Origin of the sequence: Castellaniella sp. GW247-6E4, assembly GCF_040276065.1 — a bacterium.
Taxonomy (GTDB): Bacteria; Pseudomonadota; Gammaproteobacteria; order Burkholderiales; family Burkholderiaceae_B; genus Castellaniella.
Map to the genome: position 1 here is coordinate 215,480 of NZ_JBELOI010000006.1, position 19,150 is coordinate 234,629.

Sequence of the window (19,150 nt, forward strand, 5' to 3'; positions counted from 1 at the left end):
CCTTAATGTTAATGGCGTTGCCCCTGCAGCAGGTGCCGCGCCAGCGGCGCGCGCAGCGCCGGGGCGAGGTCCAGCGCCGCCAGGGCCGCGCCGCACAGATGCCGCAGCAGCGGGTTGCCGGTGGCGAACACCCGGGGCAGGGTATCGGTGACGGCCAGGGTCAGGCCGCGGTCGATGCGGCGCCGGCTGGCGAAGCGCTCCAGCGCGGGCTGGACGTCCTCGTCGGGCCTGGCCAGCCAGGGCGCCAGGGCATCGGCCAGTTGCGCGGCGTCGCGCAGGCCGAGGTTCAGCCCCTGCCCGGCGACCGGATGCAAGGTTTGGGCGGCGTTGCCCACCGAGGCCACGCCGGTGCCCCGCAGGGCCGGCCCCGCATGCATCGACAGGGGAAAGACGTGCATCGCGCCGATCTTGCCCAAGGCGCCCAGGCGCTGGCCGAAGGCCTGCTGCAAGGCGGCGCCGAAGGCGTCGTCGTCCAGGGCTTCGAGGGCCCGCGCGCGGTCGGGCGGGACGCACCAGACCAGGCTGTACAGGTCTCCGCCGTCGGGATGGGGCAACAGGGCCAGCGGGCCGTGGCGCGTGAAGCGTTCGAAGGCGCGGCCGGGGATCGGCCGGGACGCGCGGATAGTGGACAGCACGGCGTGCTGGCCGTATTCGCGGTGCAGTCCGCGCGGACGCTCGCCGTCCGAGACCAGCGCGGCGCGCGCGTCGAGATCCAGGTCGCCCACCCGCAGTCGCACCGGCCTGCCCGGCCGGGGGCGGCCGGGGCGCTCGAGGATGCGTTCGATGCCGCTGGCGCGGGCCGCCGCGTGCAGCGCGGCCAGGACCTCGTCGTAGGAGACCACGCAGCCCAGGCGCGGCACGCCCAGGTCGTGGTGGTCGATCAGGGTGCGGCCCAGGTGGCCGGCCTGCGAGACGTGGACGGTCAGGATCTCGGCCGCATGCGCCGGCCAGGCGTCCAGGGACTCGAGCAGCGCGCGGCTGCCGTGGTTCAGCGCCAGGGTGCGCGGATCCACCGAGCGGCCCTCGGCGCACGGCGCCGGTTCCGGGCCCAGCAGCGCGATGCGCCCGGGGTCGGGCGCGCGCCGCGCCAGGCACAGCGCCAGGGCGCAGCCCACCGGCCCGGTGCCGATGATCGCGATGTCGTATGCGGGAGTAGCCATGGGGAGCCTGTCGCGAAGCGCGTCCGTGGACGAGGAATTGCTCATTTTAGTGGAGTCGGCGGCCCTCGGCGCCGCGCCGTGGGGTCGCCCCCAAATGCTTTAAACTAGCGAGGTCATTTTCCTCGACGGATGGTCTTTCCGATGGATGTTCTCGGCTGGCTGCGGCCCTGGGAATTCTCGCCCACGTTCGTGCTCGTGTTCCTCGCCGCCGCGGCCCTGTTCGTGCGCGGCCGCCGGGCGCACCGCGTGGGCAAGGTCCGCCAGTGGCTGTTCTGGGCCGGCATGATCGTGCTGTATCTGTCCTTGCACACCCGCATCGACTACTACGCCGAACGCATGTTCTTCATCCATCGCCTGCAGCACCTGGTCCTGCATCACCTGGGCCCCTTGCTGGTGATGGCCGCGTTTCCGGGCCAGGTGATGCGCGCCGGCCTGCCGCTGGCCTGGCGCACGGCGCTGGCCCGCGCACGGCGACACAACCGCGCAGTCCGCGTCATCGAGGCCCTGGCCACGCACAAGGTGCTCGTGCCGCTGCTGTTCGTCGCACTGGTGCTCGTCTGGCTCGAGCCCACCGTCCAGTTCTACTCGATGCTGGACTGGCGCATCTACCGCTTCATGAACTGGTCGGTGGTGATCAGCGGCTGCCTGTACTGGAACCTGATCCTCGATCGGCGCCCCAGCCCCCCGGCGGCCATGAGTCCGGGCGCGCGGATCTTTTCGCCGATCCTCACCATGGTGCCGCAGATGATTGCCGGCGCGGTCATCGTGTTCACCGAGCACGACATCTACCCGGTGTTCGACCTGTGCGGCCGCGCCCTGTCGGACTTCAGCGCCGTCGATGACCAGATTTTCGGCGGCTTGATCATGTGGATCCCGGCGGGCCTGATCGAGACCTTCGGCCTGATGGTCGCGCTGGGCACCCTGATGCGGCTGTCCAAGCGCAACCGCCTGCCGCAGCGCCCGCGCCGGCAACGGCCCGCGCCGGCCGGCACCGGATGAACGGCCGCGTACCCGGGTGGGCGCGCGGCCTGTGCCTGGCGGCCGCGCTCGCCGTGCCCTGCGCCTTGCCGGCGCAGCCCACCGGCTTGCCCAGCATGGGTTCGGCCTCGTCCGACGAGCTCTCGCCCCCGGTCGAGCGCCTGCTGGGCGACGCCATCATGGAGCAGGGCCGCCACGACCCCACCTACATCGCCGACCCCGACATCAATCAATACCTGACCGCGCTGGGCCGCGATCTGGCGGCGCACGCGCCCCAGCCCCTCGAGCAGCGCATCACCGTCTTTCCGGTGCGCGATCCGCAGATCAACGCCTTCGCCATGCCCGGCGGCTACATCGGCGTCAACAGCGGGCTGGTGTATGCCGCCCAGAGCGAGTCCGAGCTGGCGGCGGTGCTCGCCCACGAGATCGGCCACGTCATGCAGCGCCACATCGCGCGCGGGATTTCGCAGCAGTCCCAGAGCACCGGCATCATGGTCGCCAGCATGGTCGGGGCGTTGCTGGCGGCGCTGGCCGGCCAGGGGGACCTGGCCATGGGGGTCGCCACCTTTGGTCAGGCCGCCGCCATCGACCGCCAACTGGGTTTTTCGCGCAGCGCCGAGCAGGAGGCCGATCGCGCCGGCCTGCAGATGATGCGCCAGGCCGGCTTCGACACGCGCGGCATGGTCGAGATGTTCCGCCGCCTGATGAACGCCTCGCGCCTGAACGAAGGCCGCGGGGGCGGCTATGCCTCCACCCACCCGCTGTCGATCCAGCGCATGTCCGACATCGAGAATCGCGTGCGCGAGTATGCGCCCAAGGCCCACGCCGACAGCGCCGGGTTCTGGTTCTCGCGGGTGCGCCTGGGCCTGATCCAGTCGCAGTCCAATGCGGACCGCCAGCGTATGCAGTTGTCCCTGCGCACCGACGCGAAAGAGGCCCAGGGGGTGCGCAAGGCCGCCGCCCTGTACGGCCTGGCCTGGCTGGACTGGCAGGCCAAGGACTATGAGGCGGCCAGCCAGCGCCTGACCGAGGCGCGCGCGGCCGGCTCGGCCGCGCTGCTGGATGTCCTGGCGATCCAGCTCGAGCGCGCGCAGGGCCGCGACGCCCTCGAGACCGCCGCCGCGGCCTGGCGCCGCTGGCCCGGCAGCCAGGGGGTGGCGGTGGCCTACGCGCAGGCGCTGCAAGCGGCCGGCCGCGACCAGGCGGCCGTCGAGTTCCTGCAGGCTCGCGTCCGCCAGTGGCCCGAGGCCGCGGATTTCCAAAAGCTGCTCGCCGGCAGCCTCGATCATCTGGGCAATGCGGTCGAGGCCCGCGAGGCGATGGCCCGTTATCACGAAGAGACCGGCGCCCTGTCCACGGCGGTCGAGCTTTTGCAGCAGGCCCGCACCCTGAGCGATGATTTCTACGAGCAGTCCAGGCTGGACACCCGCATCCGCGCCCTGCGTGACGAGCTCGAGACTCGGCGCGCCTTGCTGGAACGCTTCAAGTCATAGTGTCGAAATAGCCCGCCAGGCGCGCCGGCAGCCACAGCAGGTTGCCGGGAAAGGCGCCCGTGGCGAACCCCGTGTGCCCACCCTGCGCGGGCTGGTGCAGCAGGACGGCGTCGGAGGCGTCGCGCGAACCGGGCAGCGAGGCCTGGGGCACGAGCGGATCGTTGCGCGCGTTCAGGATCAGCGTCGGCAGGCGGATGCCCTGCAGCAGCGGCAGGCTGGAGGCGCGCGTCCAGTAGTCCAGCGCATTGCGGTAGCCGTGCATGGGCGCGGTGTACAGATCATCGAGCTCGCGCAACGTGCGTAGCTGCTGGGTGCGCATGACGTCGATCGAGCCCGGGAAACTGTCGGCCTTGCCGAGGATCTTGCGCCGGATCGTCCGCAGGAAATAGCGCGAATACAGGTGGCGGCCGAGAAAGGTGTCCGAGAGCTTGCGCCCGCAGGCGGGCAGGTCCATGGGCACCGAGACCGCGGCCGCGGCCTCGAGCGGGATGGCGCCGGCCCCCGCCTCGCCCAGGTATTTCAGCAGCGCGTTGCCGCCCAGCGAGATCCCGGCGGCGCGCCAGCGCGCGCCCGGCAGGCGGCGGCGCGCGTGTTGCAGCAGGCTCTCGATTTCGGGCGTGTCGCCCGAGTAATAGGCGCGCGCCATGCGGTTGGGAAAGCCCGAGCAGCCGCGGAAGTGGGCGATCGCCACGACCCAGCCGCGCGCCCGGAAATAGTGCGCGATCGATTGGCTGTAGTGGCTGAGGCTGCCGCCCTCGAGGCCGTGGAACAGGATCAGTGCGTCGCAATCGGCGGGCAGCCGCGCCCAGTCGTCGTCGTGCATCCAGCGCCGCGCGCCCGTCGGAGCCAGCGCGGCCTCGTGTGGCGCGGCCGCGCCATCGGGCAGGCGCTCGGGGTGCAGCCCCGGGCCGCACCAGTCCAGGTCGAGGAAGTCGCCATCGGCCAGCTCCAGGCGTTCGCGCACGAAATGGACGTGATGGTGTTGGGCGAACAGGGCGCTGTACAGGGTCTGCGCGTGGCCGCCCGGCAGCCAGCCCGGAACCGGGCACTGGCTGGCGTCGATGTGCGCGCCCATGGCCCCGGCCCCGGTCAGTGCACGGTCTGCGAGTCGCCCCGCAGATCGAACAATTCCGCCTGGCGGGGCGCGTTCGAGGTGTGATGCACCACCATCCGCCAGCCTTGCGGGCCCTTGTGGTAGATGTTGGTGGTGTAGAAGTTCAGGGTGTCCTTGCCGCGCGGCGTATCGACCATGAGCTGTTCGATCAGCACGTGCACCGAGCTCATCACGCCCGTCATCACCGTGGCGCGCATCGGGAACGCGGCGATCGGGCCGTTGGCGAGGATATGCTCCCAGGCGTCGCGCACGGCGCTCTGGCCGATCACGCGCAGGCCGCCCGGGTGGATGCAGACGATATCCTCGTCATCCCCCCAGACGCGCATCATCATGGCCACATCGGCTTGGCGCATGGCTTCGTAGAAAGCGTATTCGGCTTCTTCGGGGGTCGGAAACATGGAGTGTGTCGCAAAGCGCCGGGGCCGGGCCGCCGGCGGGTCTCGGGGTCTTGCTAGTGGTGGCCGTGGACTTTCTCGCCCTCGCGCAACGCGTAGCGCGCGCCGCAGTACTGGCATTTGGCCACGTCGGACTTGAGGACCTCGATGTAGATGCGCGGGTGCATGCTCCACAGGGGGGATTTGGGGCCGGGGCAATGGACCGGCAGATCGTCGGCGCCGACGTAGATGATGTCCTGCTCGGGGACCTTGGGCGGGGTGCTCATGTTCAGACCTTGGCGAGCCAGTGGTGGAATTTCGGGGTCTTGCCGCTGACGACGTCGAAGAACGCCTTTTGCAATTGCCCGGTGATCGGCCCGCGTTCGCCGGCGCCGATCTGGCGGCCGTCGATCTCGCGGATGGGGGTGACCTCGGCGGCGGTGCCGGTAAAGAACGCCTCGTCGGCGATGTACAGATCGTCGCGCGTCAGGCGCCGCGTCACGATCTGGAGGCCCAGTTCCGCCGCCAGTTGATGGATGGTGTTGCGGGTGATGCCCGTCAGCGCCGAGGCGATCTCGGGCTCGTACAGCACGCCGTCGCGCACCATGAAGATGTTTTCCCCCGAGCCCTCGGCCACGAAGCCATCGGTGTCGAGCAGGATGGCCTCGTCGTAGCCGTGGTCCAGCGCCTCGGCGTTGGCCAGGATCGAATTGGCGTAGGTGCTGGCGACCTTGGCGCGCGGCATGGTGACGTTCACGTGTTGGCGCGCGTAGGACGAGACCTTGACCCGGATGCCCTGACGCAGGGCGTCCTCGCCCAGATAGGCGCCCCAGGGCCAGGCGGCGATGGCGACGTGGACCGAGGCGCCGCGCGGCGAGACGCCCATTTTTTCCGAGCCGTAGAACACCAGCGGACGGATATAGCAGGATTCCAGCGCGTTGCGGCGCACGACCTCGATGTGGGCCTCGGAGATCGCGTCCTGGGAATACGGAATCCGCATCTGGTAGATATGGGCCGAATTGAACAGGCGGCGCGTGTGGTCGGCGAGCCTGAAGATCGCGGTGCCGTGATCGGTCTTGTAGGCCCTGACGCCCTCGAATACCGCCAGCCCGTAGTGCAGCGAGTGCGTCAGCACGTGCGTGGTGGCCTCGCGCCACGGAACCAGCTTGCCGTCATACCAGATAAAGCCGTCGCGGTCTGCCATGGACATCGCGTTCTCCTTCGATGGGAAGGCGTTTATTGTACCAATTGCCCGGCCTCGAGCTAAGCGCGCTAAAATAGACAGGTTATGGACGCGCGTGCCCCATCGCGGCGGCGCGCGCAACAACGGCCACAGATGACTGAAACCCCTCGCACCGACCCCCCCGTCGCGCAACCCGTTCCCTTTTCCAGCTTCGGCCTGCACCCGGGCATCATGCAAGCGGTCGAGGCGACCGGCTATGCCTCGGCGACCCCGATCCAGGCCGCCGCGATCCCGCTGGCCATGGCGGGGCGCGACGTCATGGGCGCCGCCCAGACCGGCACGGGCAAGACCGCGGCCTTCTCGCTGCCGATCCTGCACCGGCTGATGCCCTTTGCCAGCAACAGCGCCTCCCCGGCCCGCCACCCGGTGCGCGCGCTGATCCTCACGCCCACGCGCGAGCTCGCCGACCAGGTGCACGCCAACGTCGCCCTCTACAGCAGCCACGTGCCGCTGCGCACCGCCGTGGTGTTCGGCGGCGTCGACATCCGGCCGCAGCGCGACCTGCTGCGCCAGGGTTGCGAGATCCTCATCGCCACGCCGGGCCGCCTGCTCGACCATGTCGAGCAGCGCAACGTCAACCTCGGACAAGTCGGCATCCTGGTGCTGGACGAGGCCGACCGCATGCTCGACATGGGCTTCCTGCCCGATCTGGACCGCATCATGCGGCTGTTGCCCGAGGGGCGGCAGGGCCTGCTGTTCTCGGCGACCTTCAGCAACGAGATCCGCAAGCTCGGACGCACCTTTCTGCGCAATCCGGTCGAGGTCGAGGTCGCCCGCCCCAACGCGACGGCCGACACCGTCACCCAGGTCGCCTATCCCCTGGCCGGCGACGACAAGCGCCGGGCGGTGGTGCACCTGGTGAAATCGCGCAATCTGAACCAGGTCATCGTTTTTTCCAACACCAAGATCGGCTGCAGCCGCCTGGCGCGCCAGTTGGCGCAGGACGGCGTGCGCGCCGAGTCCATCCACGGCAACAAGTCCCAGATCGAGCGCATGAAGGCGCTGGACGCCTTCAAGGCCGGCGACCTCGAGGTCCTGGTGGCCACCGACGTGGCCGCGCGCGGCCTGGATGTCGCCGGGGTACCCTGCGTCATCAACTACGATCTGCCCTACAACGCCGAGGATTACGTCCACCGCATCGGCCGCACCGGCCGGGCCGGGGCCTCGGGCGAGGCCATCGCGTTCTTTGCCCCCGACGAGGAACGCTACCTGTCCGACATCGAGAAACTCATCAAGGTCCAGATCCCGCGTGGCGAGCTCGACCTGCCCCGCGCCTCGCGCCGCCGCCCCGTCGGCAGCCATCGCGGCGGCCCGCACCACTGGCACGACGATGCGCCGGTGGATGATTTCTTTACCAAGCCTTACGTCCCCGCGCCGCGCGATGCGGACGCGCCGCCGGCGGAATCATCGGTCGCGAGCCCGGTCGTCGTGTCCACGGGCCGCGCCGTGGGCGTCCTGCTAGGCGGCGGCGCCCATAAACTCTTTTAGGTCGCCGGGCCCGGCGTCGACGGGCGGCATCGATCCCGCCGCGCGCGCCAGGCGCTCGAGGTGCTGGATGTGCGGCAACTGAGTTCCCCAGAATCGCGTACCCCCCTGGTCCTGCAGCAGCAAGGTCGGGAAATTCTCGACGTCCTCGTCCCCCAGCCATTCTGGATCATCCTCGATGTCGATCCAGAGGAACAAGGCCTCGGGCATGCGCCGGGCCAATTCCTCGAAGGCGGGCCGGTATTGCGTGCAGGTGTCGCACCACGCGGCGCAATAACAGGCGATCCTCAGGCCCGCATGGGCCTCGAGACGCTCGCGCAGCGCCGGCAGATCGGTGCGGGGGTTAAAGACGGTCATACGGGCGGCGATCCGGTTGTTCGAGTGGGATATTGATGACTATGATAATCGTATTATCCGAAAGGGAAGGTTCGCATGACCCGACATGAACTGGCCTTGCGCAAGCACGGGCGGCCCTCCGGCCTGGCGCTGGTCGCGCAGGCCTTTCGCCGCGCCCTGATCAGTCAATTGCATCCCCGCATGCTGGCGGCCCTGTTGCTGCCCTTCGTCATCGCGTTCCTGGGCGCGGTGGTGCTGCTGTGGCTGTTCTGGGATCCCCTGACAGCCTGGCTCAACGGCGAGGCCTCGAGCTGGGGCGTGCTCAACACCATCGACGGCTGGCTGGTCGCCGCCGGCCTGTTTTCGCTGAAGCTCTGGCTGGTGCCGGTCATGGCCGCCGGCATCCTGCTGCCCATGGCCGGCATCCTCGGCCTGGTGATCGCGGCGGTGTTCGTGATGCCGCTGGTGCTGCGGCACCTCGAGCTTCGCGAATACAAGGGTGTGGGGCGCCAGGGCGCAAACGCCCTGGTGCTGGGCACCTGGAACGCCATCTGGGTCGGCGTGCTGTTTTGCATCGGCTGGCTGCTCACCATGCCCTTGTGGCTGATTCCGCCGCTCGCCCTGATCCTGCCGGTGTTCTGGTGGGCTTTTGCCTTTACACGCATGCTGCGCGTGGACGCCATGATCGAGCACGCCAGCCCGGCCGAGCGCCGCCTGCTGTGGCGGCGCCACAATCGCCAATTCTGGCTGATAGGCGGGTGCCTCGCGCTGATCAACCTGATCCCCCCCGCCTGGCTGGTGATCCCGGTGTTCTCGGCCCTGGTGTATGCGCACTTCTGCCTCGAGGCCATCCGCCGGCTGCGCGCCGAAACCGTCATCGACGTCTGAAGCCCATGCCCCAGCCGCCCAAAATCCGCCTGATCGCCATCGGCGATGAAATCCTGTCGGGCCGCCGGCAGGACAAGCATTTGTCCACGCTCATCGCGCTGCTGTCGGCGCGGGGCCTGTCATTGGACGCCGCCGAGTTCATCTCGGACGACGAGGACGACATCGCCGCGTGCCTGGCGCGCAGCTTCGCCACCGGCGACATCGTCTTTTGCTGCGGCGGCATCGGCGCCACGCCCGACGACCGCACCCGCCAGGCCTGCGCCCGCGCCCTGGGTGTGGGCCTCGCCCTGCACCCCGAGGCCGAGCGCCTGATCGGCGAGCGTTGCGCCGACATGGCCGCGCGCGGCCAGGGCAGCGCCGACATGCGCACCCCGGAAAATCTCCAGCGCCTGCAGATGGGCGTGTTCCCCATCGGCGCCGAGATCGTCCCCAACCCGTACAACAAGATTCCCGGCTTTTTCGTCCGCGACCACACCTTCATGCCGGGCTTTCCCGTCATGGCCGAGCCCATGATGGCCTGGACCCTGGACACCCGCTACATCCGCTGGCACCACCAGGTCGAACGCATCGAGCATTCCTTTCTGGTCTTCGAACTGCCCGAATCGCGCATCGCCCCGGCGCTCGAGGCGCTGGAGGCCCGTTGGGTCGGCGTCAAGGCATTCAGCCTGCCCAGCGTGGGCGGCGAGGGCGCCCGCCCGCACATCGAGCTGGGTGTCAAAGGCCCGCCCGGCCCGGCGGCCGAGGCCCTGGCCTATCTGCGCGCCGAGGCCCAGCGTGTCGGCGGCCTGCTGATTCCACCCCAGGCGTGAGCCCCGGTCCCGCCCTCGGCCGCGGGACCCGCTTTCACCCCTCACCGGCCCCGCCGGATTGAAAAAGTGCTTGCCAGCGGCATGGATATTTCATAGTATGGAATTGTTGCGTCGCATCAACCGTCCACCATGGCCCGCCTCCACAGCATTCCATCTCAGTCCTCCAGCTCTTTCGCCAACGGCGCCACGACGGCCGCAGGCGTCGAGCATCATGGTCCGATCACCATCCAGGTGCTGGATCGCGCGATGCGCATCCTCGACGTCCTGGCGTGCCAGTCCGACCCCGTCGCCCTCAAGGACCTGTCGGCCGCGACCGGCCTGCACGCCTCCACGACGCACCGCATCCTCAGCGACCTCGCCGCCGGGCGCTATGTCGAGCGCGTCGACAGCGGCCTGTACCGGCTGGGCATGCGCCTGCTCGAGCTCGGCTCGCTGGTCAAAGGGCGGCTGGACGTGCGCGCGGCGGCCATCGGCCCGATGCGCGAGCTGCACAAACAGACCGGCCAGACCGTCAACCTGTCCCTGCAGCAGGGCGACGAGATCGTCTACATCGAGCGCGCCTGGAGCGAGCGCTCCGGCATGCAGGTCGTGCGCGCCATCGGGGGGCGGGCGCCGCTGCACCTGACCTCGACCGGCAAGCTGTTCCTGTCCGTGTGGGATCAGCGCAATGTGCGCAGCTACGCCATGCGCACCGGCCTGGCCGGCACCACGCGCAACAGCATCACCCAGCTCGACTCGCTCGAGCGCGAGCTGGCGCTGGTGCGACGCCACGGCTATTCGCGCGACAACGAGGAACTCGAACTGGGCGTGCGCTGTATCGCCGCCGGGGTCTACGACGACACCGGGGCCTTGCTGGCCGGGCTGTCGCTCTCGGCGCCCGCCGAGCGCATGCGCGACGACTGGATCCCCGTCCTGCTCGGCACCGCCTCGCGGATTTCCGAGGCCCTGGGCTACGAAGCCGCCCACTGAATCCGCTTTTTTCCGTTTTTGTTGCACCGCAACAAATTTTTCTTGACATGACCTGTGATCAGCGTACAATTTCAATTGTGCAATGCAGCATAGAAGGCGCCGGGCACCTGCCTCGAGGACGACCTTCTTCACTTACAGGAGTCATCATGAGCGCAACCCCCCAAAACCTGCTGGCCGGCCAGAAAGCCGCCCTCGAAAACCTGCTGGCCATCCAAGGCACCTTCTTTAGCGGCTTTGAAAAGCTGGTCGACCTGAACCTCAAGGCCACCAAGGCCGTGTTCGAGGACGCCGCCGTCAAGTCCCAGGAAGCCATCGAGCTGAAGGACGCCCAGGAAGTCCTGGCCTTCACCTCTTCGCTGGTCCGTCCCGACCAGGCCGTGGCCTATAGCAAGCATGTCTACGAAATTCTGTCCGACGTGCAAGGCGACCTGAGCAAGCTGGCGGAAACCCAGTTCAGCGAAGGCCAAAAGCAGGTCTCCGACGCCATCGAGCAACTCTCGCGCAACGCCCCCACCGGCTCCGAAGGCGCCGTGGCCCTGCTGAAGTCCTCGCTGGCCACCGCGACCAACGCCTACGAGACGGTTGCCAAGGCTGCCCGCCAGGCCGCCGATGCCGCCGAGTCGAACATCAACGCCGCGACCAACGCGACGCTGAAGGCCGCCGCCGACGTCGCCCAGACGACCAAGGCCGCGCCCCGCGCCCGCCGCGCCGCCGCCAACTGATCGACCCCCGTCGATCGCCGGGCCGGGTTCCGTAGCCAGCCCCCGATCGATCGCAGCACCTTCCCCGAGGCCCAGGTCTCGGGGATTTTTTTTCCGGCCGGATCTGGTCCGGCCTGGTCCAGCCCGCGCTCAGGTGAGCGGCGCGCAGGTCTCGGACAGGGCTTGGGCGAACATCTTGATCAGTTCGCCGGCGTGGTGGCTCTTTTCGGGCGTGATTTCAGAGCGCAGATAGCTGATCGCCACCGCGGCATTGGGGTGTCCGCCGTGCGCCATGCGCACGGGGGCGCCGACGGACCACATGTGGTCGCGCGTTTCGCCATCATCGACCGAGTAGCCGCGCCGCCTGATGGATTCCATTTGACGCAGCAGGCCGTCCACATCGGCGACGCCGTTCTGCGTGAGCCTCGCCAAGGGGTGCACTTCATAGAAAGCGCGGATTTCCTCATCGCTCATGAGACTGAGCAGGGCCTTGCCCGTGGCCGTGCAGCAGGCCGGCAGGCGCATGCCGGCGCTGAAGGTGATGCCCAGCGCGAGCGGGCTGTTGCGACAGGCGATGTAGATCACGTCGGGGCCGTCCGCGAGGGCGAGGATCGCCGCCTCTTGGTTGTGCGGGATGCGGTGGTCCCAGATTGCATAGAACTCGGCCGGGAGCTCGGAATTCTGGTTCCTGGCGTTGGCCAGCTCGACGAGGCGCAAGCCGAGGCGGTAGGTGTTGTCCGGCCGCCGCTCGAGAAAACCGGCGTTCACGAGCTCGGCGAGCAGTCCGTGCGCCGAGCTTTTCGCGATGCCGAGCTCGTCGGCGATGTCGGTCATGTTCACGGGTCGCCCGGCCCGCGCCACGAAATCCAGGATGCTGAGCCCGCGCGTCAAGGCGGGCGCCAAAGCTCTTTTTCCCGGCGATTTTTTCTGAGCAAGCATATTTGTCATTGATTTCACTCATCGCCGCCTTCGGTGGCAGCGTCCAATTATCGCCCGGGCGGGTTTTCGCCGGGACGGGGTGGGGCCGTGCAATCCCCGCCACACCCATGACGCCGGGCTGGATAGCGGGAAAACCCTGATTCTGGCGGGGAAAGCGATTATGCCATAATTCATCAGGTCGAATCTAGTTCGATATATAGAAATCATGCAGTCAGCAGCCCAGCTCTCAGCTCGGGCGCAGGTCGCGGCACCTGGTGTGGGTTTTCGATGGGCGCAAAGGGGTGTCGCAGGCGCATCGCGTGAATGGGAGACTCGCGCGAAACCACGTGCCGCAATCTAGAGAGCTTTCAACCAAGCAAGGAGGAAGTCATGATTTTCAAAGCTACCGTCATATCGGCCGCCATTCTCATGGCCATGGCCAGCACCCCCGCACAGTCCAAGGACACCGTCAAGATCGCTTTTATCGGCCCGCTCTCGGGCGGCAACTCCGCCACCGGAATCGGCGGCCGGAATTCCGCTGAAACAGCGGTGCGCGTCAGAAATGAAAAAGGGGATTCCAAGTACAACTACGAGCTCGTCGCGCTGGATGACGAGTGCAAACCGAATGTCGGCGTCCAGGTCGCCACGCGCGTCGCCACCGACCGCAGCATCATCGCCGGCGTGACGCACTTTTGCTCCGCCGTGGCGATCGCCACGGTCGACGTCTATCACCGCTTTGGCTTCCCCGTCGTCATCTGGGGCGCGATCCTGCCGGAAATCACCTATGCCCATGATTACAAAGAGGTGCACCGCGTCAATGGCTCGATGCTGGACGAGACCGAGGTTGCGACCAACTCTCTGATCGACATGGGCTACAAAAAGTGGGTCGTGATACACGACACCACCGATTACGGCAATGTCCTCTACAAGATGTTCCAGGAAAAGGCCACCAAGCGGGGCGGCGAGATCGTCGCGTCGTTCGGCGTCGGCGCCAACCAGCAGGACTTCTCGGCCGAGCTGCTGCAGATCAAGGAAATGAAGCCCGATGTCGTGGTGTTCGCCGGCCTGACGCCCCTGGGGGTCAGGGTCCGCTCCCAGATGGAGCACTTTGGCGTGGAAACCCAGTTCGCCGCAGTCTCCGGGATCATGTCGACGTCCTATTTCGACGCGCTGGGCAAGACCGCCGAGGGCACCCTGTCCTTCCACAACGCCGCGCCCCTGACCTCGATGCCGGGCGGCAAGGCATTCCTCGAGAACTACAGCAAGGCCAAGTACAGCAATCCGCCCGAGCCCTATGGGCCGTACGCCTACGTGGCGGCGGACCTGATCATGAACGCCATCGAGCAGGTGGGTCCCGACCGGAAAAAGGTCCAGGCCGTCCTGAATCAGACGAAAAACTACCAGAGCATCGCCGGCCCCATCAATTTCGATGATCACCGGAACAACAGCGTCGCCTCGACCCGCTATGTCGCGCAGGATGGCGATTGGGTGCAATGGGAGAAAAGCGAATACGCGAGTGGCAAGCGCCAACTGAAAGGACGTTAATTTTTCGATTCAAGGAGTCCTTCCTCATGGGTACTCTCGTAGAGTTTGTTTTCTACGGCGCCGTGCTCGGGATCATGTATGCGTTGATCGCCGTCGGGTTCACCCTGTTTTTCGGGGTGCTCGACGTCATCAACTTCGCACATGGCGATGTCCTGACCTTGGGTGCATTTTCCGGGCTCGTCGCATACCTGGGGTTGGGCCTCCTCGGGATGGACCTGCCGCTCGCTTTGCAGCTCGTGGTGGTGATGTTCGCGGCATGCGTCATGACGGCGCTGGCCGGCGTGCTGATCGGCAAGGTGTTCGTCGTGCCGATGCGCGATGCGCCGGCCTTCAACATCCTGCTGATGACCTTGATGATCGGCACGGTGTTTCGCGAGGCGATCCGCCTGTTCTATCCGCATGGCGCCAATCCCAAGGCCTTCCCCGCACTCGTCCCCAAGACGGCCGTCGAGATCGGCGGGGCCTTCATCCGGCTCGACAGCATCGCCCTGCTGATCATGGGCCTGGTCGTGGTGTTCCTCACGAACTGGCTGATCGGCCACACCAAGTTCGGGCTGGCGATCCGCTCCGTCGCGCAGGATGCCGACACCGCGCAGGTGATGGGTATTCCCTTCAAGCGCACGGTGTTCGCCACCTTTGCCCTGGGGTCGATCCTCGCCGGCATCGCCGGGGTCATGCACGGCATCTATTACAGCGAGATCAACTTCAACTCGGGGCTGTTCCTGGGCCTGATCGGATTTTCGGCCGCCGTGGTCGGCGGTCTCGGCAGCATCTGGGGCGCCATCATCGGCGGCTTCACCTTTGCGGCCTTGCAGACGCTTTGGGTGGTCGTGTTCCCGGATGCCAGCGGTTACCGGGATGTGTTCTCGTTCGCCGTCATCATCCTCATCATGGCCCTCTTTCCTACCGGCATCATCGCCGAGCGATATAGTGAAAAGGTGTAAAGCATGAATGTGCTCCGTTTCTGGCCTTCCATCGCCATACTCGCCCTCGCGGCGGCCTGGACGCTCGGCCTCCTGCTGGCCGAGGACCAGTGGATGATCTGGTCGAGCCTCGCCGTCGCGGCGGTCGCGATATTCGCGATCGCGCGCACCCGGGCCGGCGCGGGCCTGGGTGCCGCCCTCAATGAATCGGGACCGTTCTTTGCGTTCCTGATCCCGGTCCTGATCGTTGCGATCGCGCTCGTCATCCACGACGGCCACTACCCGCTCATGATGCTGGCCTCGGTCCTGATCTACGGCCTGATCTGCATCGGCCTGACCATCCAGTTCGGCTATGCGGGGGTCATCAACTTTGCGGGGGCGGCGTTCTTTGGCATCGGCGGCTATACCGCCGCGGTGATCGGTGTGGGCGGGATGCCATCGCTGCTGGTCCTGCTGCTGGGCGGCGCCATGGCGGCGCTGATCGGCGGCTTCATCATCCTGCCGATCCTGCGCACGCGCGGCCACTATTCCGCGCTGATCACCATCGCCTTCGGGCTGCTGTTCCAGATCTTCCTCGAGGTCAACGAGACCCTGGGCGGGCCGCAAGGGCTGAAGGTCGACGGCGCGGTCGTCGCGGGCTGGTCGCTGCTCGACGGGATATCGATCGCCGGGTACGACGCATCGTTCTACTTCAATTACGTGCTGTTGACCGTCGTGATCTATACGGTCGCGTTCATCCTGGCGCGCAACCTTGAGAGAAGCTGGATCGGGATCAATCTCGACGCCGTGCGCGAGGACGACATCGGGGCCTCCGTGTTCGGAATCAATGTGACCGCCTGGCGCATCTTCGCCTTCATGGTCGGCAACTTCGTGATAGGGGTCGCGGGGGCGCTGTTCGCCATGATGCAGAACTTCATCGCGCCGTCCAACTTCTCGTTCTCCGATTCCCTCTTGATGTTGTCGATCATTGTCATCGGCGGCATCGGGAACCTCTGGGCCTTGCTGCCGGCGGCGATCATCGTGATCCTGGTGCCGGAAAAACTGCAAGAGATCGGGGAATACCGCGTCCTGATCTTCTCCATATTGGTGGCGCTCATCCTCCGCTTCCGCCCCGCCGGCCTGTTTCCCCGGCCGGTCCGCCAGTTCAAACGGGAGGTCGACCAATGACCATGCTATTTTCGGCGCATGACGTCACCGTCAAGTTCGGCGGACTGGTGGCGGTCGACGCGCTGTCGTTCGACGTCCCGGAAGGCACCATCACCGGCCTGATCGGGCCCAACGGCTCCGGCAAGACGACCTTCTTCAACGCCGTGACGGGGCTATGCCGGCTCGCCGCGGGCAGCATCACGATCGACGGCAAGGAAATATCCGGCCTGCTGTCGCGCCAGGTATACGGCGTGGGCATCACCCGCACGTTCCAGCGCTCGCGCTTGTGCCTGTCGCTGTCGGTCTTCGACAACATCATGATCGGCAGGCAGAACGGATTGTCCTTCGGCCTGCTCGACAACCTGGTGCGGCGCCGGCGTTTCAGGAATGATCTCGTGCGCCACCATGAGCGCGTCACGGACCTCCTGCAGACCTTCAGCCCGGGCCTGGCCCAGCGGGTTTTCGAGCCTTTGCACACCCTCAACATGATCGACCGCCGGCGAATCGAAGTCTGCCGGGCCTTGATCGCCGAACCCAAGCTGCTGCTGCTCGACGAGCCGTCCGCGGGCATGACGCCCGATGAAACGGAAGAGTTCATGGACGACATCCTCAAGGTCCGCGCGAACAACCCAAAGATGAGCATCATCATCATCGAGCACGAGATGGAGCTCATGCAGCGGGTGGCCGAGCACTGCATCGTGCTCAATCATGGCCGGAAAGTCAGCGAGGGCACCTTCGAGCACGTGGTCAGCGACCCGTGGGTTCAGGAAGCCTATCTGGGGGAAGCATGAGCGGGCACCTTGTCACCGAAAATATCTGCGCCGCCTATGGCAGCGCGCGCGTGCTGTCGGGCGTCTCCATCGAGGCGAAAGAGGGCGCCATCACTTGCATACTCGGGGCGAACGGCGCCGGCAAGACCTCTCTGATCCGGGCCATTCTCGGGCTCTTGCCGATCACCGAGGGCACGGTATCGCTCGACGGCGCGCCGATCGACCGGCTCGAGCCGCACAAGCGGATCGAACGAGGCATCGGCTGCGTGCCCGAGGGCCGCAAGCTCTTTCCCAAGATGACCGTCGAGGAAAACCTCCATGCCGGCGCGTTTCTCGTCAAAGAGCGCGCGCTCGTCGCCCAGCGGCTCGAGCGCGTCTATGAGGCCTTTCCGCGCCTGGCCGAGCGCAAGCGGCAGTTCGCCGGCACCATGTCGGGCGGCGAGCAGGCCATGGTGTCCATTGGCCGCGCGCTCATGAGCGAGCCCAAGATCCTGCTGATCGACGAGCCTTCGCTGGGCCTGTCGCCCGCGCTGGTCCGGGATTCGTTCGGCATCATCGGCGGCGTCAACAAGACCGGCGTCTCGATCCTGCTGGTCGAGCAGAACGTGCGCCAGACCCTGGCCATCGCCGATTACGGCTACGTGATCAGCCAGGGCAGGGTGGTTGCCCAGGGAACGGCCGACGCGCTCATGAACGACGAAAAAATGAAGGCCGCCTATTTCGGCCGGTCCCGTTAGCCGCGATTGCATTGCTTTAACCAACCTGTCTCGTTTCAGTACCAGACAACCATGATCCTAGGAGAAATCAGATGACCGACTCAATCAAACTCGTCAAGGTTCGACAGTTCCACCTCATTGAGCGCGAGACGCTGCGCGAGGCGGGCGAGGATGTCTCCGCCGTGACGCGCCACGTCGTCTCCGGTGTCGTATTCGAGAATCCCCTCGCGGGCAAGGGCGCCGCCTCGGCCGCCGATCTCGAGCGCATGGCGGAAATTTCCGTCGAACTCGGCACCGAGCTGAGCAAGCGGGCGCTCGCCAGGCTGGCCGACGTGGGCCGCCCCCGGGCGTATGGCAAGGGCGTCATCGTCGGCACCGACGGCGACGCCGAGCACGGCGCGGCCCTGATCCATCCGCGCATCGGCCTGGCCATGCGGCGCACGCTGGGCGCCGGGCCCGCGCTGATCCCTGGCAACGGCAAGGTCGCCGGGCCGGGCACGCCCATCGACATCATCTTTGGCGGCGCCGAAGACGCCTGGGACTACGACGCCATGGACGCCACCACCGTGTCCATCCCGGGCGCCCCCGGCCCCAGCGAGATCGCCTTGTTCGTCGCCTTTGGCACCGTGCGCGCGAATGCCCGCGTCAGGGGCGCCAGCGCCGACCAGGTCGCCAAGCTCGTTGCCGACATGCGGAGCGCGACGGCGTAAAAGGCTCGATGCCATCCCACTCCCCGAGGTGCAGTCCGGCCTCGGGGATTTTTATTTTTGGGTGATGAGGTGTTGGTGTGTTTGGGCAGTATGGGTCAGTCACCGTCAACGGAAACTGGCGTATTATCTTTGAGTTTGAAGACGGAAATGCCTATGTGCTGGATTATGAGGATTATCACTGATGAGCATGCACAATCCACCTCACCCCGGTGAATTTATCTCCGGCATCTACCTTGAACCCAACAATATCAGCGGGCGCGAGCTTGCTCAAGCACTTGGCGTAGCCGCTTCCACCCTCAGCCGAGTGCTCAATGGCACTTCTCGCGTTACACCTGAAATGGCTCTTCGTCTTTCCAAGGCACTTGGGCGCAGCCCGGAAAGCTGGCTGTCCATGCAGGATGCCCACGACTTGTGGCTTGCTCGCCAGAGCGTCAATTTGCAAGGCGTCGACAAACTCCGATTCGCCATGGCCTAGCACCCTTGATTTTCAACTCCTGAGGTGAAGGCCATCGCTAGCATCGTGGGTATTCATGTCTCGGATAAGTCACTGTGGTCGTATAACGACCCAGCCGACTCTGTCGCGACGAGTCGCGCTTGTGGCGCCTGCTTCGGGTCGAAAGTCGCTGCCGGTCATTGGCTCTGTGGATGTCAGACGTGAGTAGCGGCTTCGGGGTGCAGCTTGATACCGAGCATCGAACGTCTCGGTGGTGTGGATTGTTTTCATGAGGTGGGCTGTATAAAACAGCGTAAGCTCCCCCTCACAGTAGACGTCAGCCAGTAGAATTTCGGAGCCTCTGACGTCCTCCCAAAACATGGACAGCCCTAAGCTGAAGAATCCGACATGTTTCGGGTCGTGGTGATATGCCTGGCAA

22 protein-coding genes are annotated in these 19,150 nt (G+C 66.4%); 15 read left to right on the top strand and 7 right to left on the bottom strand.

Translation table 11 applies throughout. The annotated features are described in order from the left end of the window. Nucleotides 1–8: 8 nt before the first annotated feature. A complete protein-coding gene (locus tag ABS761_RS09615) occupies nucleotides 9–1,160 on the bottom strand; it encodes an FAD-dependent monooxygenase (RefSeq protein ID WP_350408093.1) in 1,152 nt (383 codons plus the stop codon). 141 nt (nucleotides 1,161–1,301) lie between these two features. Between ABS761_RS09615 and ABS761_RS09620 the strand changes: the two genes are divergently transcribed. Further along, nucleotides 1,302–2,159 carry a cytochrome c oxidase assembly protein gene (locus tag ABS761_RS09620; RefSeq protein ID WP_350408094.1) on the top strand — a complete coding sequence of 286 codons (858 nt, stop codon included), beginning with the start codon at nucleotides 1,302–1,304 and terminating at the stop codon, nucleotides 2,157–2,159. Then, nucleotides 2,156–3,631 carry a M48 family metalloprotease gene (locus ABS761_RS09625; protein WP_350408095.1) on the top strand — a complete coding sequence of 492 codons (1,476 nt, stop codon included), beginning with the start codon at nucleotides 2,156–2,158 and terminating at the stop codon, nucleotides 3,629–3,631. Before ABS761_RS09620 ends, ABS761_RS09625 begins: the two co-directional genes overlap by 4 nt. Here the strand turns inward: ABS761_RS09625 and ABS761_RS09630 are convergent. Genes ABS761_RS09630 through ABS761_RS09645 form a run of 4 tightly spaced genes read right to left on the bottom strand, consistent with a single transcriptional unit; the run spans nucleotide 3,621 to nucleotide 6,329 of the window. Further along, complete coding sequence (locus tag ABS761_RS09630; RefSeq protein WP_350408096.1) at nucleotides 3,621–4,706, bottom strand: YheT family hydrolase; 1,086 nt, start codon at nucleotides 4,704–4,706, stop codon at nucleotides 3,621–3,623. The genes ABS761_RS09625 and ABS761_RS09630 overlap by 11 nt on opposite strands. Nucleotides 4,707–4,720: 14 nt before the next feature. Continuing rightward, nucleotides 4,721–5,143, bottom strand: coding sequence for a YybH family protein (locus ABS761_RS09635; protein ID WP_350408097.1), 423 nt, complete (start codon nucleotides 5,141–5,143; stop codon nucleotides 4,721–4,723). A 53-nt stretch (nucleotides 5,144–5,196) separates the two neighbouring features. Next, nucleotides 5,197–5,406, bottom strand: coding sequence for a zinc-finger domain-containing protein (locus ABS761_RS09640; protein ID WP_350408098.1), 210 nt, complete (start codon nucleotides 5,404–5,406; stop codon nucleotides 5,197–5,199). Nucleotides 5,407–5,408: 2 nt separating this feature from the next. Next, nucleotides 5,409–6,329 (bottom strand): branched-chain amino acid transaminase, encoded by a 921-nt coding sequence (locus ABS761_RS09645; RefSeq protein WP_350408099.1) that lies wholly within the window; start codon nucleotides 6,327–6,329, stop codon nucleotides 5,409–5,411. A gap of 126 nt (nucleotides 6,330–6,455) precedes the next feature. On the opposite strand from ABS761_RS09645, the gene ABS761_RS09650 reads away from it, so the two are divergent. Further along, complete coding sequence (locus tag ABS761_RS09650; RefSeq protein WP_350408100.1) at nucleotides 6,456–7,850, top strand: DEAD/DEAH box helicase; 1,395 nt, start codon at nucleotides 6,456–6,458, stop codon at nucleotides 7,848–7,850. On the opposite strand, the gene ABS761_RS09655 is transcribed toward ABS761_RS09650, so the two are convergent. Next, a complete protein-coding gene (locus ABS761_RS09655) occupies nucleotides 7,821–8,204 on the bottom strand; it encodes a thioredoxin family protein (RefSeq protein WP_350408101.1) in 384 nt (127 codons plus the stop codon). The two genes, ABS761_RS09650 and ABS761_RS09655, sit on opposite strands and share 30 nt — an antisense overlap. Before the next feature lie 75 nt (nucleotides 8,205–8,279). Between ABS761_RS09655 and ABS761_RS09660 the strand changes: the two genes are divergently transcribed. The 4 genes from ABS761_RS09660 to ABS761_RS09675 all read left to right on the top strand — a co-directional run bounded on the left by ABS761_RS09660 (nucleotide 8,280) and on the right by ABS761_RS09675 (nucleotide 11,571). Continuing rightward, nucleotides 8,280–9,071, top strand: coding sequence for an EI24 domain-containing protein (locus tag ABS761_RS09660; protein ID WP_350408102.1), 792 nt, complete (start codon nucleotides 8,280–8,282; stop codon nucleotides 9,069–9,071). 5 nt (nucleotides 9,072–9,076) lie between these two features. Beyond that, nucleotides 9,077–9,880 carry a competence/damage-inducible protein A gene (locus ABS761_RS09665; RefSeq protein WP_350408103.1) on the top strand — a complete coding sequence of 268 codons (804 nt, stop codon included), beginning with the start codon at nucleotides 9,077–9,079 and terminating at the stop codon, nucleotides 9,878–9,880. A 129-nt stretch (nucleotides 9,881–10,009) separates the two neighbouring features. Next, complete coding sequence (locus ABS761_RS09670) at nucleotides 10,010–10,849, top strand: IclR family transcriptional regulator (RefSeq protein WP_350408104.1); 840 nt, start codon at nucleotides 10,010–10,012, stop codon at nucleotides 10,847–10,849. A gap of 146 nt (nucleotides 10,850–10,995) precedes the next feature. Further along, nucleotides 10,996–11,571: a phasin family protein gene (locus ABS761_RS09675; RefSeq protein WP_350408105.1), complete on the top strand. Its 576-nt coding sequence runs from the start codon at nucleotides 10,996–10,998 to the stop codon at nucleotides 11,569–11,571. Nucleotides 11,572–11,700: 129 nt separating this feature from the next. Here the strand turns inward: ABS761_RS09675 and ABS761_RS09680 are convergent, their stop codons facing one another. Further along, a complete protein-coding gene (locus ABS761_RS09680) occupies nucleotides 11,701–12,441 on the bottom strand; it encodes an IclR family transcriptional regulator (protein WP_350408106.1) in 741 nt (246 codons plus the stop codon). A gap of 417 nt (nucleotides 12,442–12,858) precedes the next feature. On the opposite strand from ABS761_RS09680, the gene ABS761_RS09685 reads away from it, so the two are divergent. From ABS761_RS09685 to ABS761_RS09720, 8 genes are all read left to right on the top strand, one after another. Next, entirely contained in the window at nucleotides 12,859–14,013 is a 1,155-nt protein-coding gene (locus tag ABS761_RS09685; protein WP_350408107.1) for a branched-chain amino acid ABC transporter substrate-binding protein, read from the top strand. Between the two features lie 26 nt (nucleotides 14,014–14,039). After that, the gene (locus ABS761_RS09690; RefSeq protein ID WP_350408108.1) at nucleotides 14,040–14,957 is read left to right on the top strand and encodes a branched-chain amino acid ABC transporter permease; all 918 of its coding nucleotides are present in this window, start codon (nucleotides 14,040–14,042) and stop codon (nucleotides 14,955–14,957) included. A gap of 3 nt (nucleotides 14,958–14,960) precedes the next feature. After that, entirely contained in the window at nucleotides 14,961–16,103 is a 1,143-nt protein-coding gene (locus ABS761_RS09695) for a branched-chain amino acid ABC transporter permease (RefSeq protein ID WP_350408109.1), read from the top strand. Then, nucleotides 16,100–16,873: an ABC transporter ATP-binding protein gene (locus ABS761_RS09700; protein ID WP_350408110.1), complete on the top strand. Its 774-nt coding sequence runs from the start codon at nucleotides 16,100–16,102 to the stop codon at nucleotides 16,871–16,873. The genes ABS761_RS09695 and ABS761_RS09700 overlap by 4 nt, the downstream gene beginning before the upstream one ends. Then, a complete protein-coding gene (locus ABS761_RS09705; RefSeq protein WP_350408111.1) occupies nucleotides 16,870–17,589 on the top strand; it encodes an ABC transporter ATP-binding protein in 720 nt (239 codons plus the stop codon). The genes ABS761_RS09700 and ABS761_RS09705 overlap by 4 nt, the downstream gene beginning before the upstream one ends. 71 nt (nucleotides 17,590–17,660) lie before the next feature. Beyond that, on the top strand, nucleotides 17,661–18,278 hold the full coding sequence (locus ABS761_RS09710; protein WP_350408112.1) for an amino acid synthesis family protein: 618 nt from the start codon (nucleotides 17,661–17,663) through the stop codon (nucleotides 18,276–18,278). 77 nt (nucleotides 18,279–18,355) lie between these two features. Further along, on the top strand, nucleotides 18,356–18,460 hold the full coding sequence (locus tag ABS761_RS09715) for a type II toxin-antitoxin system RelE/ParE family toxin (RefSeq protein WP_350408113.1): 105 nt from the start codon (nucleotides 18,356–18,358) through the stop codon (nucleotides 18,458–18,460). After that, nucleotides 18,460–18,753, top strand: a complete 294-nt coding sequence (locus ABS761_RS09720; protein ID WP_350408114.1) for a HigA family addiction module antitoxin — start codon at nucleotides 18,460–18,462, stop codon at nucleotides 18,751–18,753. The genes ABS761_RS09715 and ABS761_RS09720 overlap by 1 nt, the downstream gene beginning before the upstream one ends. Nucleotides 18,754–19,150: the final 397 nt, after the last annotated feature.